This window comes from Pseudoalteromonas sp. 13-15 (genome assembly GCF_001468205.2).
In the GTDB taxonomy this organism is placed as follows: domain Bacteria; phylum Pseudomonadota; class Gammaproteobacteria; order Enterobacterales; family Alteromonadaceae; genus Pseudoalteromonas; species Pseudoalteromonas marina.
The window spans coordinates 1,587,368-1,603,065 of the sequence record NZ_CP019162.1 but is presented as its reverse complement, the minus strand read 5'-3'; the positions used below and the strand labels follow the sequence as shown (position 1 = coordinate 1,603,065).

Below are 15,698 nucleotides of genomic sequence, written 5' to 3'. Positions count from 1 at the left end.
GATAAAACATGAAAGGCATAATTTTTAGAGGCTTAGAGGCACTGGTTATTGAAAAGTGCGGTATGGCGGCATGGGATGATTTACTTGAAAAAAACGCCCCTGATGGCCGTGTGTATATTTCTGCACAAAGTTACCCAGATGAAGAGATAATTGGTTTAGCCCAGGATGTAGCGACAGCCCTATCGATGACTATGCCCGAAGTATTAAAAGCATTTGGTGAGTATTTGTTTGGCCACTTAAACAGAAGCCACCCAACGGTTGCGAAAGGCTTTAATAGTTTTGCAGAGTTAATAATGGGGATTGATAAGGTCATTCATGTTGAAGTCGCTAAGCTATACCATGAACCAAACCTACCAGAAATAGAGTCTAAACTGATTGAAGATGGATTTATTTTAATGCATTACCGTTCTAAAAGGCAGTTATGTATGTGCGCAGAAGGGCTTATTTATGGTGCGGCTTCGCACTACGGTATTGATGTTTCTTTAAACCATGTTGAATGTATGCACGACGGCTGCGACAAGTGCGTTATTGAAGTGAAGTATGAGGCTTTAAATGGCTGAAGACGACTATAACTACAAAAAAGCGTATTTGCGTGAAAAAGCGGCAAGAGATCAGTTAGAAGTTTTACTTGAAGATAAAACACGTAAGTTATTTTGCGCTAATCAAGAGTTAAAAGAAAAGCTGAGCATGCTAAAAAGCCAGCAGGTAACCATAATGCAAACCGATAAAATGGCAACACTTGGTACGTTATCGGCAGGCGTAGCACATGAAATAAATAACCCGCTTGCTTATGTAATGAGTAATGTAGAAAGCATTAAGTACTTTAAACCAACACTTCATTCATTAATGCAGATATCTAAGCAGTTCATAGATAAGTCTATCTCGGCTTCAGAGCTTGAAGCACAATTGGTAAAGCTCGACCAAGAAACGAATATAGATTTTATTTTAGAAGATTTAGATGAATTGCTCGGCGACACTCATGAGGGACTTCAACGTATCGCTGCCATAGTAAATAATTTGCTTAACTTTGCCAGACCGAAAAATAACTTATTGGCTATGGCTGATATTACTGAGTCATTAAATGGTGCCATTAAGTTACTCGCCAATCAGCTAAAAAGTTGTCAGGTGGAATGTGATTATGAAGAGCTGCCATTAAGTTATTGTAATTTATCGGCAATTAACCAAGTGTTTGTAAATATATTGCTAAATGCAAAGTATGCGTGTGATTTAGTTGATGGCAAGCAAGGTCGAATAGTCATCAAGTTATTTTCAGACGAAAAAAATATTTATATTGAAATTGCAGATAATGGCTGTGGAATGGACGAGCAAACTAAAAGCCATATTTTTGAACCATTCTATACAACAAAACCAGTAGGGAAGGGAACGGGGATGGGAATGGCCATCGTTTATAACGTGCTAAAAGAGCATAATGGTTCAATTGAGGTAGAAAGTGAGCTTGGCGAAGGTACGCTAATGCGCTGTACTATGCCAATAACATTAATGCCGGAATCATCGTTAAACTAGTTATATTGGCGCAAAAGAAACCCAAACACACTTAAAAAATTATAGATAAGTGCTATTCATAAAATTAATTAAGCTACTTCACACCTTAGGGCCTAATAATGACATTAAGATTTTTTGTAATAATAGGCACTTTAATTTTAATGTGCTTTGTGACTAGCTTATTGGTCAGCTATCGATACTTTTTTACGTTACCAACTATAAATGAAAACATTAAAGACTACCAAAATAGAGAGCTATTGAGCCTAGAAATTGCTTTAAACAGAGAGTTTGTTTTCTTAAAAACCCTAAATTACGATTATTCGGTGTGGGATGACACTTACGATTACATGACGAGCTTTGATAAAGGCTATATTGAGTCAAATTATGTGGACGATACCTTTAAATCACTCAAAATAGATGGTGTATTTATTTACGACATGAACTTTAAACAAGTTTATGGGCATACTTTTGATTACATTCAGGAGCAATCCTTTGAGCTGCCAGAATTTGATCTAAATACTCATTTACCTAACCGTACTATCCTACCTTATAAAAAAAATACGTCAGAACGCTTCGGTTTTTTAAGTACAGAGCATGGTCCTGTTATGTTTGCATCGCACGTAATTCAACGAACAAATAAAACAGGAGAGCCTGTTGGTAGTATTGTTTTTATTAAAAAAGTAAGGAAATCACAAGTTGCTATGATGGCAGAAGTAGCGCAAGTAAAACTTAGCTACTCAATAATAAATGACGATAGCGCAACACAAAATTTACTTGTTTTAAATGGTGGAATCCAAAATGAGGGAATAGCCACTGAGCGACAAAGAATATTGCTAGACATAAATGGTAACCCATTACTGACAATGAATATTGAGCATCACCATCAAAGGTTGCCTGTGTTATTTGACTTGTATTTAATTATTATTTTAATAATGTTTTTTGTAGCCTCTTTAATAGGTTTTTTTGTTGTTAATCGTTTTTTTATTACACCATTAATTAATGGTGCATCGGCAATCAATTTAATGTTATTTAAAAATGACCTTCAACCGCTTCATTTTAAAAATCAGTTTTTAGAAATGCGTGTACTTATAAATGGTTTTAATTCCTTAATAAAAGAGGTCAAAAAACAAAACGAACAACTTGAAAAAATAAGTAAAGTAGACGAGTTAACGCAAATTTATAACCGACGTGCCTTTGAAGAAATTTACACATTACAGTGGCATGATGCCCACAATCAAAAAACAACGTTGGGATTAATGCTAATTGATGTTGATTACTTTAAGTTGTACAACGACTGTTATGGTCATCAAGAAGGAGATAGTGCCTTACAAGCACTATGTGGTGTTTTAAAAGAAACCGCCCAATCAAATAATGGTATAGCAGCACGCTATGGAGGTGAGGAATTTATAATGCTGTTTAACCAGCTTTCGTTTGAGCAATTTGAACTAATATCTCAACAATTACGAAAAAATGTAAATGCGCTTAAATTAACTCACAAAGGCTCTAAAGTAAGTGATGTTTTAACTATAAGTGTAGGCTGTGCTTTTGCAGCGGCAAAGGCTATGGATAATGAAAGCATCACAGCCAAATCATTAATTAAAGATGCAGACGTTATGCTGTACGAGGCAAAAAACACCGGAAGAGATAGAGCCTTAATTAAATCAATATAATTAAACCACCATCGCGAATTGTTACTATTAATGCTAAAAGTTTAATACATATTACGTTGCGCTAAACTTCTTTTCCTCCATGTTGCTCGGCTAAATCATCAAGCTCGGCAATGGTATAATCGAAGCCTGTTTCGTCGTAATCATAGCTTACTTTTACGCTATCACCTCCATTAAAAAGACGTGTTTTAACATCGTTCACTGGCCAGTTTTTTAACTCATGTAAAAAACGGTTGGCCACTTGCGATGATTCAAAACGATAACTAATTTCTGTTTTCATGTATGAGTCTCTGGCTGTTTAACCCCCGTAGTTTGTGCAATTTTGAACGTTAGTCAAGTTTCGATTACAAAAAATAAAAGGAAAAAATGTAAATTTTGTGTTTCAATTAATGCATTAAACTAAGTAGGCAATTGCTTACTTAAACCAAAATATCATGGCGATTTAACATGCATTATAAATTAGTTTTGATAGTAAGCTCAGTCTTTTTTCTTAGTGCCTGCGGTGGTTCTGGCTCAGATGATACCCCAACCGTTAATGGTAACAAACTTCCTTCTTTAACCCTGTCGGGCTTACCCAGTGATATCATAAAAAGCCAAACTATTGAGCTAAAAGCAACAGCCAGCGATGCTGACGGCAGCATCGCAAGTGTAATTTGGCAACAAACTTCGGGGCCTACGGTGTTAAGTGAGCCAGTAAACGCAAGCTCAGTTAGCGTTAAATTGGCTGATGCACTAACTTACACGCCTTCAGAGTATGCGTTTAATGTTACCGCGACCGATAACGAAGGGGCCACTACCGTTAAAACGGTCAATTTTTTTGCCCGCAATAGCATGGATGCATTTTCTGCAGCTCGGTTGTTGCATCAAGGAAGCATGGGGCCAACGCTTGTAGAAATACAAAACGCGCAAGGTCAAAGTGAGCTGCAATGGCTTGATGCCCAACTGGCATTGCCCATTAACTATCATCGTGACTATATGGTGTTTACTAATGACGATGAAGATTTTAGGTATATAAGCCGAATAGACGCGTGGTGGAAAGCCGTAATGCAAAGCGACGATCAACTACGCCAGCGCGTGGCCTTTGCGCTGAGTGAAATACTTGTAGTGTCTGATCTCAATAACGATTTACGCTCTCAGCCAGAAGGCATGGTGACATATTACGATTTACTGCTAACGCATGCATTTGGTAATTTTCGTGATTTACTTGAGGCGGTAACTTTATCGCCAATCATGGGCACTTATCTTAGCCATTTGGGTAACGAAAAGGCCGATGATGCACTTAATATTCGCCCCGATGAAAACTATGCCCGTGAGGTTATGCAGTTATTTACTATCGGGCTTGATGAGCTAAACCAAGACGGTACCGCTAAATTAGACGCTAACGGTAATACTATTGCAACGTATGGCCAAGCAGAAATAGAAGGGTTTGCTCGTGTATTTACAGGGTGGACATTTGCAGGCAGTGAAACATTTAAGCGCAAAAGTCGTGATTATGTTGCGCCTATGCAAGCATTTGAAGAGTACCATTCACAAAAGCAAAAAACGTTATTAAACGGCGACATTATTCCCCAAGGGTATGGTGCGCAAGAGTCGTTACAACTAGCGCTTGATAATTTATTTAACCATCAAAATGTAGCGCCTTTTATCAGTAAGCAGTTAATACAACGACTAATTACATCAAACCCTACACCGCAATATGTAGAGCGAATTGCCAGTGTGTTTAATGATAATGGCGAAGGCGTACGGGGTGATCTAGCAGCAGTAGTAAAAGCTATATATTTAGATGATGAAGCTCGTCATTATGGCAGTGTATTAAGCTACCAAGGTAAAATAAAAGAACCGCTTCTTAAAACAGTCCAATTTTGGCGAAACCTAAACGCAAGGTCACCCGAAGGTTATTACAAAACATGGAATTTAGTTGACCGATATGGGCAAGGGCCTATGCAGTCGAGTTCGGTGTTTAACTTTTTTAGACCTGACTACCAGCCTGCTCAGTTGCGAACAAATTCATTAGTGGCTCCTGAGCTACAAATAGCCGGCGATGCAACGCTTATAGGTACCATGAACGAACATTTTGCCGATTTGGTGTGGAGTACTGCAGAGGCGCACACCGATTTAAATCCAAGCGGTATTTATGTTTACATCATTAACGATATGAATACCTTGCAAAGCAATGGGGTTAACTACTTACTCGATCAATACAACGTACTGTATTTTGCAGGCTCTATGAGTAGTGACACACGCCAAGCATTATTAGATCTAGATGCTTATTTTGATGACGATCAATATCGCGAACGGGTATCGTATTTACTTTATATGATTGCTATTTCACCTGAATTTAATTTGCAGTATTAGGAGAGACATAATGAGCATTAATAGAAGGCAATTTTTGTCGTTATGTTTAAAAGGCGGTGCATCGGCAGCCGCACTGACTAGTTTGCAACTACAAGCGCTTACAGGCTCTGTTAATGCAGTTGAACTAGGCGACTACAAAGCACTAGTATGCATTTTTTTATACGGCGGTAACGATTCACTCAACATGTTGGTACCCCTTGAAGGTGAGCAGCGCAGTTTGTACGAACAAAGCCGACAAAATTTAGCGGTTGCATCGCCAATTACCTTAAATACTGCAACCCAGTTTGCAGGTGGTGTAGGGTTGCATCCATCATTGTCGCCTATTCAACGTGTTTTTAATGAATCTAATTTAGCGTTTGTTGGTGGGGTGGGTACCTTGCTTGCGCCAACAACTTACAACGATTACAAAAATAATGCAGTGGTGTTACCTAAGCACTTATTTTCTCATAATGATCAGCAAGCATCTTGGATGTATGGCCGTGAAAAACAGTCGCTGAACAGTGGTTGGGGAGCACGTTTGTTAGAGCGTTTAAATCAGCAGGATCAGTTTGCTGCCAATGTGTCGTTAGATGGAACTAATCTGTGGCAAACAGGCAGCCAAACAAAAGCGTTTGCACTAAATAAAAGTGGGATTAGTCGTATAAATGCATTTGGCGATTATCAACCACGCACAGACCATGTAACTAACATTATGAATCGTATAATGGGCAATACTAATCATCCACTTAGTGATGCTTATGCAAAAAGCTTTAATTCGGCTATTAACAATACTCAAACTATGAACAATGCGTTAGAGACTGCCCCAGAGCTGATAACACCATTCAGCGATTCTAGTGTTTCTCAGCAATTGGCCGCAGTGGCAAAAGCAATTAGTGTGCAGTCTACTTTAGCAACACAGCGCCAAGTGTTTTTTGTTTCAATGGGCGGGTTTGACACCCACGACAACCAATTAGAAACCCACCCGCTTTTGTTAAACTCATTAGCGCAAAGCTTGAGCGAATTTAATAGCGCAATGCAAGAGCTAAATATGGCAGACAAAGTAACGACCTTTACGATGTCGGACTTTGGTAGAACGCTGACCTCAAATGGTGATGGCACCGATCATGGTTGGGCTGGCAATCAACTAGTAATGGGAGGAGCGGTTAAAGGAGGCGATATCTATGGTGAATTTTTAACGCAGCATTTAGACGGCCCACAAGACGTTGGCAGTGGCAGGCTCATCCCAAGCGTGGCAAATGAGCAATACTTTGCCTCATTGGCGCAATGGTTTGGCGTTCCATCATCTGAATTGAGCGATATCTTTCCTAATCTGACTAACTTTGATCGCACAACATTGGACTTTTTTATGTAATTAGTTGCTAATGGTAAACCATAATCAAGCACGCGCAGTATAAGTGCTGTTTACAAAATAACAATTACACACAAAATGGAGCACAAGAATGAAGATTTTAGTCAGCTTGGTGAGTTTAATCGCCTTTTTACTGGTTGTATTACCAGGCCCTTTATACAAGTTTGGCGTGGTTGATTTAGGCCTTGCTTTTACAGGCTTTAGATACGGCGTGTATGTGGGTGGTGCAGCACTTGTTTTACTGCTAGTACAGTTAATATTTATGCGTAAAACCGCTTCATTTGGTAGTGCTATCGTTGCTGTAGTATTTTCTGTGGTTGCTATTGCTATGCCGCTTAACATGATGAATAAAGCCAAAAATGTGCCGCCAATTCATGATATTTCAACCGACTTGGTTAACCCGCCTAAATTTGTTGCTATTGCACCACTTCGCGCTGACGCACCAAATCCAGTTGAATACGCAGGGGAAGAAACCGCGGTACAACAACGTAAAGCTTACCCAGAACTAACAACCCTTAACTTTGCACAGTCGCAAAGTGATTTAATTGCAGCAACCGAGCAAGCAATTAAAAATTTAGGCTGGGAATTGGTAAGCGCTAATAAATCACTTGGTTTAATAGAAGCAACAGACACCACAACGTGGTTTGGCTTTAAAGACGATGTTGTTGTTCGTATTGTTGATGAAGGTACTGAGCGCTTTGTTGATATAAGAAGTAAATCACGTGTTGGTCGCAGCGATTTAGGTAAAAATGCCGAGCGCATTAATACTTTAATTGACGAAATTAACGCAGAGCTTACTAAGTAACACTACCTTAATTATTAGTATGTGATTGAGCCCAAATAATATTTGGGCTTTTTTGTGGCTGCTTTTCAGTTTGTATTCACTCCTCAAAGTACATACTCAATGCGTTTTAAATTTTTAAACAACTATGGAGTTATGATGAAAACAGTAGGATATGCAGCAAAAAGCCAAGGGTCTGAGCTTACAGAGTTTGAGTTTGAACGCCGCGATTTACGAAATAACGATGTAGAAATTGAAATATTATACTGCGGAGTGTGCCATTCAGATTTACACGCCGTTAGAAACGATTGGGGCGGTGTAAAATACCCACTCGTGCCAGGCCATGAAATTGTTGGCAAAGTTAAGTCGGTTGGTAGCGATGTTAAAAAATACAAACAAGGTGATACCGTTGGCGTAGGCTGTATGGTTGATTCGTGTAAAAGCTGCGATCAGTGCGGCAATAATGAAGAGCAATTTTGCCGTGAGGGCATGGTTGGCACTTATGCCGGTAAAGACAGAGAAACCGGAGAAATGACCCAAGGCGGGTATTCTAAGCATGTTGTAGTTCGTGAAGAGTTTGTACTTTCAATACCACAGAATTTAGATCTCTCACGCGTAGCACCGTTGTTATGTGCAGGTATTACTACGTATTCTCCACTACATAAATGGGGCGTTAAAAAAGGCAGCCGTGTTGCAGTTGTAGGCCTGGGTGGCTTAGGTCATATGGCGGTAAAAAATGCCGTAGCAATGGGTGCTGAGGTAACTGTTGTTGGCCGAAGCGAATCTAAAAAAGAAGATGCTGTTAAACTTGGTGCCCAGCATTACTTAGTTTCAACAAATGATGACGAAATGAAAGAATCGCAGTCAGCATTTGATGTGATCATTGATACAGTGCCAGTTAAGCACGACCTATCAATTTATACACCGCTATTAGACATAGATGGAGCATTAATTATTGTTGGTCAAGTAGGGCCTGTTGAAGAGTTAAATACAGTGCCATTATTAATGGGACGACGTCAGGTTGCAGGTTCACTTATAGGTGGTATAGCAGAAACTCAGCAAATGCTCGATTTTTGTGGTGAAAACAATGTATTGCCTGAGTGTGAAATGATTAACATTGACGAAATTAACACCGCATACGAACGTATGGAAAATTCAGATGTACGTTATCGTTTTGTCATTGATATGGCGTCGTTAGATTCGTAAAAATTTATTGATATGAAAGTAAAAGAGCGGCTTATCGGTCGCTCTTTTTGTGTTGTGATTAATTAACTGTGTTTAAATTGGGTGACTTATTAAGTTGTAAATAGCTCAGCAACCACATTCCTAAGCCACCTAAAAATAATGCCGCAGCGACATAGCCAGTTTGATTTGGCGCAGCCCCTTTGGCAATCGCGATTCCACCTACCCACGGGCCAATTGCGTTTGCTGTATTAAATGCACATTGAACTAATGCGCCTATCATCGCGTGGCCTTCAGGTGCTACATCCATGAGTAGGCTTTGAATTAATGTCGCTAAACCGACACTACAACCGATGAAAAAAATAACCGCATAAAGCACCCAAATATTATAACTTGCCGAAACATAAGCAAATGCAAAAATAATAGTGCATACAAGCGCAAAGCCTGTTGTTTTTATTGCCGACTTGTCTGCAGCTTTTCCTAAAACGTAATTACCCAGTGTACAGCCAATGCCAAACATTACCATTGCCACTGAGATAGTATAAGGCGCTGTATTTGTTACATCTAAAATGGTGTCAGCAATGTAGGTATAAATACAAAAAACACCACCAAAGCCAATAATAACAATGCCTAGAATTGACCATACGAGCTTGTTTTTGAGCACACCAAACTCGTTTAATAAGTTAGAGGGTTTAGCGTTGTCTATGTTGGGCACGACTTTATAAACTAAAATAAATGCAACAAAAGCAATCGCTGCGGCACCAGCTAAACAGTAACGCCAACTTAAGTTTTGGCCTACCAATGTTACAACGGGCACACCAACAATAGTTGCAATGGTTAATCCCATAAATACTTTTGACATAAAGCTGGCTCGTTTACCTTGCGGCGCAATATCAGATGCAAGCAAAATGGCTGCACCAAAATAAGCGCCATGAGGCAATCCACTCAAAAACCTAAATATGATTAACTGCTCTAACGACGTAGCCAATGCACTAAGCCCATTTGATACACACATTAAACTTAAAAAAATCAGCAGTGCTTTTCGTTTTCGCATATTAGCCGTTGAAAGCATTAACACAGGTGCACCAACCACTACGCCCATAGCATAAGCGCTTATAGCATAACCACTTTGAGAAGGTGTAGTACCAAATGTTTCGCTTATAAGGCGCAACATTGGCATCATCGAAAATTCAGATAAACCTAAAATAAAGGTGCCTAACGCCAGCACAATTAAAATAGCCGTTTTATTTAGCTGATTGGGTATAGATGTAACATCAGGTTTCATAAACCCCCTTTGAATTAGATGTTTAAATATAAAAAAGTAACGCCAGAGCAAAAAAGCACTATGGGTTATAAATGCAAAAATTTATGAAATGAATATAGAAAAACTTGAGGCAATTAGTTTAAGTGAAGCGGTAGGCTAAGTCATTAGATAGAGTTAAATAAATACGATTTATATTATTTAATACTGGTGGGCATAACTTTTGGATGCTATTAAAAACAGTGGAAGCTAAGTAAAATTGTTTTTTAATGGAGCGGATGAAAGTGCCAGCATTTATGCTGGCACAATTTTATTGGCGTATTATTTTAGGCTCTCTGCAAAAAATTCAGCCATTTTTGTGTAGAAATCAGAGATGTTTTTAGGTTGATGAAACCCATGCCCTTCGTCTCTCACCATTGACTCATATGGATAGCCTATTTTATCAAGCGCTGATGTTAATGCTTCATATTGTTCCATAGGAACCCTTACATCGTCCTCGCCATGGGCAATAAACAGCTTAGCTTTGATTTTATCAACATTAAATGAAGGAGAGCGAGCTTGCATATCTTCCATGTCGGTACCATGAACCATGTCTAAATACTTTCGACCTGACTCTCTGGTGGGGATATCGCCGCTTTCTTTCATTTCTGGAATTGAATATACACCCACATAACCAATTGCACACTTGTACAGGTCTGGCTCCCTAATAACGCCCATTAACGTAGTGTAACCACCGTAGCTACCACCATAGATACATATTTTATCTTTATCTATTATTCCTTCATTAATAGCCCAGTAAGTGGCATCGGTGACGTCGTCTTGCATTTCGCGTCCCCATTTTTTATAACCACTCTTCTGAAATTCGCTGCCATAGCCACCAGACCCTCTAAAGTTTACTTGAAGCACAGCGTAACCTAATGAAGCCATGTACTGAGTTTCAGGGTTGTATTGCCATAAATCTCTAGGTCCATGTGGGCCGCCATGCAAGTATACAATTGCAGGTAAGTTTTTATCAGCAGCTCCTTTTGGTATGGTTAAATAGCCGTTTAATTCAACGCCATCTCTTGCTTTAATTTTAAAAGGTTCAGTCATAGAGAGGCTTTTTTTATCTATCTGAGGGGCGCTTGAGGCAATAAAAGTCGCTTTTTTATTTTTAGTATCGTACAAGTAAAAAGTAGTTGGCGAATTGTCTGCTTCTACAGAAAAGACAGAGAGACCTTTTTCTTTTGAGTGGCTTGTAAATTGTAATCGGTAATTTTTAAATGTGTCACTTAGCTCTTTAAATATTGCATTTTCACCCTTTGCATCAAAGTATTGATATTGAGGGTAATCAGGGTCAAACGTAGCCCCTATAACATCTCTGTTAGGGCCAAATATTGGCGTTGAAATATCAACACTGTCATTTGACGCTAAAAGTGTAAGTTCTTCACTTTCAAAGTTAAGGCTGTAAATAGCAGTAGTTTTTCTGCCCGAGTCACTCATTAAGAAGGCCTCGTTACCCTCTAGGTTCATACCTAAAAAACCTAGCGCATCTCCTTTTTCGTAGCTTAGTTTAGCAAGATTTAAAGACTGCCAATCGCTGTTCACTTTTTTCTTAAAATAAACACTTAAATCGCCTTTGCCAAGCTCTTGCTCTTCATCTTCTTCATAATGAAATGCCAATCTAGGGTTACCCGAAATATCGGTAGTTATACCAAAGACATCGTCTTTGGGTTGGCCACCTACATAATCCATTTTTCCGTTATAAATATTTAATTTATGAACATTAACGGCAAAGTCATCATTAAAGTGACCTTTGGCGACTAGAATGTTTTCTTTATCATTTGGAAGGGTGCTAATGACTTCTAAAACGGACGTGTTTGAGAATAGAATTTCACGTCTTTTTGAACCATCGTAATTAGCAACAACATAATATGGGCGTCCGCCTTTGGTATCTAAAAAGCCAACTGTTTTAGCTACTGACATCATAAATCTTTCGTCATTTAACCAGGTAACATTACGTATTTTTTGATTTTCGCCAAATGCAAATGCGGCCGTTGTTTTTCCAGATTCTCTTTCAAGGATGACCAGCTTTACTTCAGTATTTTCTCTGTAAGTGAGTGAATAATATTTCCCACTAGGTGAAATTTTAACTTGAACGTATCCGCTTTTATCAAAGAAATCTTCTAACGTATTTTTACTATATGAGTTAAAGCTTAATAACAATAAGCATAAAACTATAAGCCTTGTAATTAACATTTTATATCCTTAATTTTTAGAGTATTTATTAAATACCATAGCTACTTGTTACTTAATATTTAATAACGTTATTCTATTGTTATTTTTATCTTTTTAGAAGTACTGCTGGATACATTTTACTGGAGATTTGTAACACATTGTAATGTCATTAAAACCAATCTTTATGTAAAGTTTATTTGACTCAGGACTGTTTTTGTACAAATATAGTAAAGTGAGCTTTACTTTTTAAGAGGGTTAAAAAATGCAAACACAATTAACGTTAAAACAGCGCCAAAAAATAAACACCACTAATTTAGCTAAATGGACGCTTATCTGGTTACTGTCGTTGGCGCTATGTTCGTTTGGACCTGTTTTAATTTGGGATCATAATAACGTGGTGAGTGGCTTTTTTATTGTCGTAAATGTTGTAGTGGGTATTGCGATGATTATAGCCAATAAGCGCAATTTACAAGGGCTTGATGAGTTACAACAAAAAATACATTTAAGCGCAATGGGCTTTACGCTTGGGGCGGTTGTGGTTGGCGGGCTTGCATATAGTAATTTGCAGCTAAGTGGGATTATCGACGTGCGAGCTGACATACCAGACATAATGTTTTTAATGGGCGCGGTTTATTTAATTAGTACCTACATACTTAACAAACGCTACAGCTGTGATGAGGGCGACGAATGAAAAACCGCTTAAAAGTACTCAGGGCTGAAAGAAATTTAACACAAGCCAAACTAGCAGAACTATTAGATGTATCGCGCCAAACCATTAATGCAATAGAAAAAGGTAAGTTTGATCCCAGTTTACCTTTGGCGTTTAAAGCAGCGCGGTTATTTGAATTAAAAATAGAAGATATTTTTGATGATGAATAACGCCGTCGTATTTAAAATAAAATGAGTAAAGTGCGACAATTTGTCGCGCTTTTAATATGGCTACACGAATTATAATTAGTTCAACTATTACAGTGGCATAATTATAAAATGGCAGATTTAAGCACGACTCCAAACACACCTTTATTAACTCCCTTGGCTTTATTTATAAGCAGTATGTTTTCTCCTGTAGTTTTTGCAGACGACGCCTCTTTAGAAGTTATTGAGGTTCATGGACATTCGCAAAATAAACATCTTGCACTTGGCTCTGCAGAATCATTACTAAATGATTTTGGTGTGGATTTTTCTGCTGCAGGTGGGGTGTCTAACTTGCCTATTTTAAATGGCTTGATGGGCGATAGAGTAAAAGTATTAGTCGATGGGGCTGATGTAACCGCTGCATGTGCTAATCATATGAACCCACCACTTTCGTATGTTTCTGCTAATCAAATTACTGCTTATCATGTCATTGCGGGTATATCAGCGGTAAGTGCCGGTGGCGATAATATTGCAGGGGTGATAAGCGTAAATACTATTTCACCACAGTATAGCCAAAGTAATGAGCTTAACTGGCACTCAGGCTATGTATCTGCTCAATATAATAGCGTAAACAATGCGCGAAAAGTGGGGGTAGGAGCACGTATTGCGAGCAATACCCTGAGTTTTAATTACCAAGGAGCGTTTAGTGATGCCAAAAGTTACGACGACGGAAATGGAGACTTGGTATTAGATACCTTATATCGCGTTCAAAACCATGCGCTTTCTGCAGCAATACGAGACGAAAAACAACAGCTTGTTGTTAAGTTAACCCACCAAAAAATACCTTATCAGGGCTTTGCTAATCAGTATATGGATATGACTGATAATACAAGTTATGGCGCAACGGTCCAGTACAAGCGTGTATTGGAAAACAGTGAATTGGAAGCCCAACTTAATTGGCATGAGGTTAAACACGAAATGGGTTTTTTTAGCCTTGAGAAAACCGGCATGATGCCAATGAATACCGATGCGCGCGATATAAGCTCTCAAATTAAATGGCGTTTAAACCTAGATAGCAATAGCAGCCTATTACTTGGGCAAGCATTTTATGATTACCGAATTGATGATTGGTGGTCTGCTGTTGAAGGTTCCGCCATGATGGGCCCTAACGATTACATTAATATAAATAATGGTCAGCGTAAGCGTATTGCAGCATTTGCGGAATTTGAGAGCCAAATAAATACTAAGTTGTGGTTAAACTCAGGTATACGTGTTGAGCATGTAAATACTCGTGCTGACGATGTTCAGCCATATAACGAAGGTATGGCAATGATGACTATGAGCGCCATGCCAATGCAGCCCAGTAACGCAAGTGCCGCTGCTGCTTTTAATAGCAAAGAGCACGATAAATCAGACACGGTGGTTGATATCAGTGTATTACTTAATTATCAGCTTACTCATACTGACGAGCTACAGTTTGGTCTTGCTCGCAAAAACAGAGCACCTAATTTGTATGAGCGATACAGCTGGGGTGTGAGCAATATGGCAACCACCATGATTGGTTGGTACGGTGATGGCAATGGCTATATAGGCAACCAAAATTTAGAAGTAGAAACCGCGCATACAATCAGCTCTACTTATATTAAATCGGCTCAAAACGACGACTGGCAAGTAAGTGCTAACATTTGGTATACCAATGCATCTGACTACATTGACGCAGACCTCGTCAGGTCTTTCAATCGATTTGGCTTAGAAAACACAGCACGTAACATACTTAAATTTACTAATACGGATGCCGTATTGTATGGGGTTAAGTTAGATTTAGCCGCTAATATTCATCAATCTAAAGCACTCGGTAATTGGCAATTAAATGCCAATATTACTAATACACGTGCAAAGCGAGATGATACCAACCAGCCGCTTTATCAAATAAAACCACTGCATACTAAGCTTGCAATTAACCATCAACTCGGCCGCTTTGAAAATACGCTGTCGTGGCAATGGAATGATGCTAAAACACGCGTCGATAACAACCGATTAGAAAACCAAACCGATAGCTACAACATTGTAAATTTAGGTTCAAAAGCGTCATGGGGCGACTTAACGTTAAGTGCACAAGTGAGTAATTTATTTGACGAGTACTATCAACTACCGCTTGGTGGGGTGAGCATTGCGCAGCTTAAAAAAGGCGAAAGCACGGGTTTTGAGCAGCTCGCAGGGCAGGGGCGTTCGTTTAATATAGGGATGAGTGTCGCATTTTAAGGTGATTATATAATTTACAACTAAGAGCAGGTTAAGGCTGCTCTTGGTTTTGTTCGATTTGGGTTGATTGTTCTGCTTGTTGTTCTAGCTTCTCACGATCAGCTTTTGATATATACGCGGGCTTATTACTTTTGTGTAATTTAGCGTTAGCGCGTTTGTCTTTCTTTTGAAACTTTGTGACTATTTTTTTACGACGATTCACACTGATTTACCCCAATTATTTTAAGCCGCTTATTATACCGCTATCCATATTAAAGCCGCCATATA

14 protein-coding genes are annotated in these 15,698 nt (G+C 38.9%); 10 read left to right on the top strand and 4 right to left on the bottom strand.

From position 1 onward, the window contains the following. Nucleotides 1-8 precede the first annotated feature (8 nt). From ATS72_RS07420 to ATS72_RS07410, 3 genes are all read left to right on the top strand, one after another. Nucleotides 9-560: a heme NO-binding domain-containing protein gene (locus ATS72_RS07420; RefSeq protein ID WP_058429587.1), complete on the top strand. Its 552-nt coding sequence runs from the start codon at nucleotides 9-11 to the stop codon at nucleotides 558-560. Further along, nucleotides 553-1,524 (top strand): sensor histidine kinase, encoded by a 972-nt coding sequence (locus ATS72_RS07415; protein WP_058429586.1) that lies wholly within the window; start codon nucleotides 553-555, stop codon nucleotides 1,522-1,524. The genes ATS72_RS07420 and ATS72_RS07415 overlap by 8 nt, the downstream gene beginning before the upstream one ends. Nucleotides 1,525-1,622: 98 nt before the next feature. After that, the gene (locus tag ATS72_RS07410) at nucleotides 1,623-3,173 is read left to right on the top strand and encodes a sensor domain-containing diguanylate cyclase (RefSeq protein ID WP_082650905.1); all 1,551 of its coding nucleotides are present in this window, start codon (nucleotides 1,623-1,625) and stop codon (nucleotides 3,171-3,173) included. A gap of 61 nt (nucleotides 3,174-3,234) precedes the next feature. On the opposite strand, the gene ATS72_RS07405 is transcribed toward ATS72_RS07410, so the two are convergent. Continuing rightward, complete coding sequence (locus tag ATS72_RS07405; RefSeq protein ID WP_006791468.1) at nucleotides 3,235-3,450, bottom strand: hypothetical protein; 216 nt, start codon at nucleotides 3,448-3,450, stop codon at nucleotides 3,235-3,237. A gap of 167 nt (nucleotides 3,451-3,617) precedes the next feature. On the opposite strand from ATS72_RS07405, the gene ATS72_RS07400 reads away from it, so the two are divergent. From ATS72_RS07400 to ATS72_RS07385, 4 genes are all read left to right on the top strand, one after another. After that, the gene (locus ATS72_RS07400) at nucleotides 3,618-5,525 is read left to right on the top strand and encodes a DUF1800 domain-containing protein (protein WP_058429585.1); all 1,908 of its coding nucleotides are present in this window, start codon (nucleotides 3,618-3,620) and stop codon (nucleotides 5,523-5,525) included. Nucleotides 5,526-5,535: 10 nt separating this feature from the next. Further along, nucleotides 5,536-6,876: a DUF1501 domain-containing protein gene (locus ATS72_RS07395; RefSeq protein WP_058429584.1), complete on the top strand. Its 1,341-nt coding sequence runs from the start codon at nucleotides 5,536-5,538 to the stop codon at nucleotides 6,874-6,876. 88 nt (nucleotides 6,877-6,964) lie between these two features. Beyond that, nucleotides 6,965-7,678 carry a DUF1499 domain-containing protein gene (locus tag ATS72_RS07390; protein ID WP_008132338.1) on the top strand — a complete coding sequence of 238 codons (714 nt, stop codon included), beginning with the start codon at nucleotides 6,965-6,967 and terminating at the stop codon, nucleotides 7,676-7,678. Nucleotides 7,679-7,813: 135 nt separating this feature from the next. Then, the gene (locus tag ATS72_RS07385) at nucleotides 7,814-8,860 is read left to right on the top strand and encodes an NAD(P)-dependent alcohol dehydrogenase (RefSeq protein ID WP_058429583.1); all 1,047 of its coding nucleotides are present in this window, start codon (nucleotides 7,814-7,816) and stop codon (nucleotides 8,858-8,860) included. Between the two features lie 58 nt (nucleotides 8,861-8,918). On the opposite strand, the gene ATS72_RS07380 is transcribed toward ATS72_RS07385, so the two are convergent. After that, nucleotides 8,919-10,121 carry an MFS transporter gene (locus ATS72_RS07380; RefSeq protein WP_058429582.1) on the bottom strand — a complete coding sequence of 401 codons (1,203 nt, stop codon included), beginning with the start codon at nucleotides 10,119-10,121 and terminating at the stop codon, nucleotides 8,919-8,921. Nucleotides 10,122-10,418: 297 nt separating this feature from the next. Beyond that, nucleotides 10,419-12,335: an alpha/beta hydrolase family protein gene (locus ATS72_RS07375; RefSeq protein WP_058429581.1), complete on the bottom strand. Its 1,917-nt coding sequence runs from the start codon at nucleotides 12,333-12,335 to the stop codon at nucleotides 10,419-10,421. A gap of 241 nt (nucleotides 12,336-12,576) precedes the next feature. Between ATS72_RS07375 and ATS72_RS07370 the strand changes: the two genes are divergently transcribed. From ATS72_RS07370 to ATS72_RS07360, 3 genes are all read left to right on the top strand, one after another. Next, nucleotides 12,577-13,005 (top strand): hypothetical protein, encoded by a 429-nt coding sequence (locus ATS72_RS07370; RefSeq protein ID WP_058429580.1) that lies wholly within the window; start codon nucleotides 12,577-12,579, stop codon nucleotides 13,003-13,005. Then, nucleotides 13,002-13,193, top strand: a complete 192-nt coding sequence (locus tag ATS72_RS07365; RefSeq protein ID WP_008132333.1) for a helix-turn-helix transcriptional regulator — start codon at nucleotides 13,002-13,004, stop codon at nucleotides 13,191-13,193. The genes ATS72_RS07370 and ATS72_RS07365 overlap by 4 nt, the downstream gene beginning before the upstream one ends. 108 nt (nucleotides 13,194-13,301) lie before the next feature. Further along, on the top strand, nucleotides 13,302-15,431 hold the full coding sequence (locus ATS72_RS07360; protein WP_058429579.1) for a TonB-dependent receptor plug domain-containing protein: 2,130 nt from the start codon (nucleotides 13,302-13,304) through the stop codon (nucleotides 15,429-15,431). 31 nt (nucleotides 15,432-15,462) lie between these two features. On the opposite strand, the gene ATS72_RS07355 is transcribed toward ATS72_RS07360, so the two are convergent. After that, complete coding sequence (locus ATS72_RS07355; protein ID WP_074210153.1) at nucleotides 15,463-15,633, bottom strand: DUF2986 domain-containing protein; 171 nt, start codon at nucleotides 15,631-15,633, stop codon at nucleotides 15,463-15,465. Between the last annotated feature and the right edge of the window lie 65 nt (nucleotides 15,634-15,698).

What these genes read in the sequence shown, in the direction of transcription:
- ATS72_RS07415 (WP_058429586.1), top strand. Translation starts at nt 553, where the DNA reads ATGGCTGAAGACGACTATAACTACAAAAAAGCGTATTTGCGTGAAAAA.
- ATS72_RS07365 (WP_008132333.1), top strand. Translation starts at nt 13,002, where the DNA reads ATGAAAAACCGCTTAAAAGTACTCAGGGCTGAAAGAAATTTAACACAA.
- ATS72_RS07400 (WP_058429585.1), top strand. Translation starts at nt 3,618, where the DNA reads ATGCATTATAAATTAGTTTTGATAGTAAGCTCAGTCTTTTTTCTTAGT.
- ATS72_RS07390 (WP_008132338.1), top strand. Translation starts at nt 6,965, where the DNA reads ATGAAGATTTTAGTCAGCTTGGTGAGTTTAATCGCCTTTTTACTGGTT.
- ATS72_RS07385 (WP_058429583.1), top strand. Translation starts at nt 7,814, where the DNA reads ATGAAAACAGTAGGATATGCAGCAAAAAGCCAAGGGTCTGAGCTTACA.
- ATS72_RS07370 (WP_058429580.1), top strand. Translation starts at nt 12,577, where the DNA reads ATGCAAACACAATTAACGTTAAAACAGCGCCAAAAAATAAACACCACT.
- ATS72_RS07375 (WP_058429581.1), bottom strand. Translation starts at nt 12,335, where the DNA reads ATGTTAATTACAAGGCTTATAGTTTTATGCTTATTGTTATTAAGCTTT.
- ATS72_RS07360 (WP_058429579.1), top strand. Translation starts at nt 13,302, where the DNA reads ATGGCAGATTTAAGCACGACTCCAAACACACCTTTATTAACTCCCTTG.
- ATS72_RS07420 (WP_058429587.1), top strand. Translation starts at nt 9, where the DNA reads ATGAAAGGCATAATTTTTAGAGGCTTAGAGGCACTGGTTATTGAAAAG.
- ATS72_RS07380 (WP_058429582.1), bottom strand. Translation starts at nt 10,121, where the DNA reads ATGAAACCTGATGTTACATCTATACCCAATCAGCTAAATAAAACGGCT.
- ATS72_RS07405 (WP_006791468.1), bottom strand. Translation starts at nt 3,450, where the DNA reads ATGAAAACAGAAATTAGTTATCGTTTTGAATCATCGCAAGTGGCCAAC.
- ATS72_RS07395 (WP_058429584.1), top strand. Translation starts at nt 5,536, where the DNA reads ATGAGCATTAATAGAAGGCAATTTTTGTCGTTATGTTTAAAAGGCGGT.
- ATS72_RS07410 (WP_082650905.1), top strand. Translation starts at nt 1,623, where the DNA reads ATGACATTAAGATTTTTTGTAATAATAGGCACTTTAATTTTAATGTGC.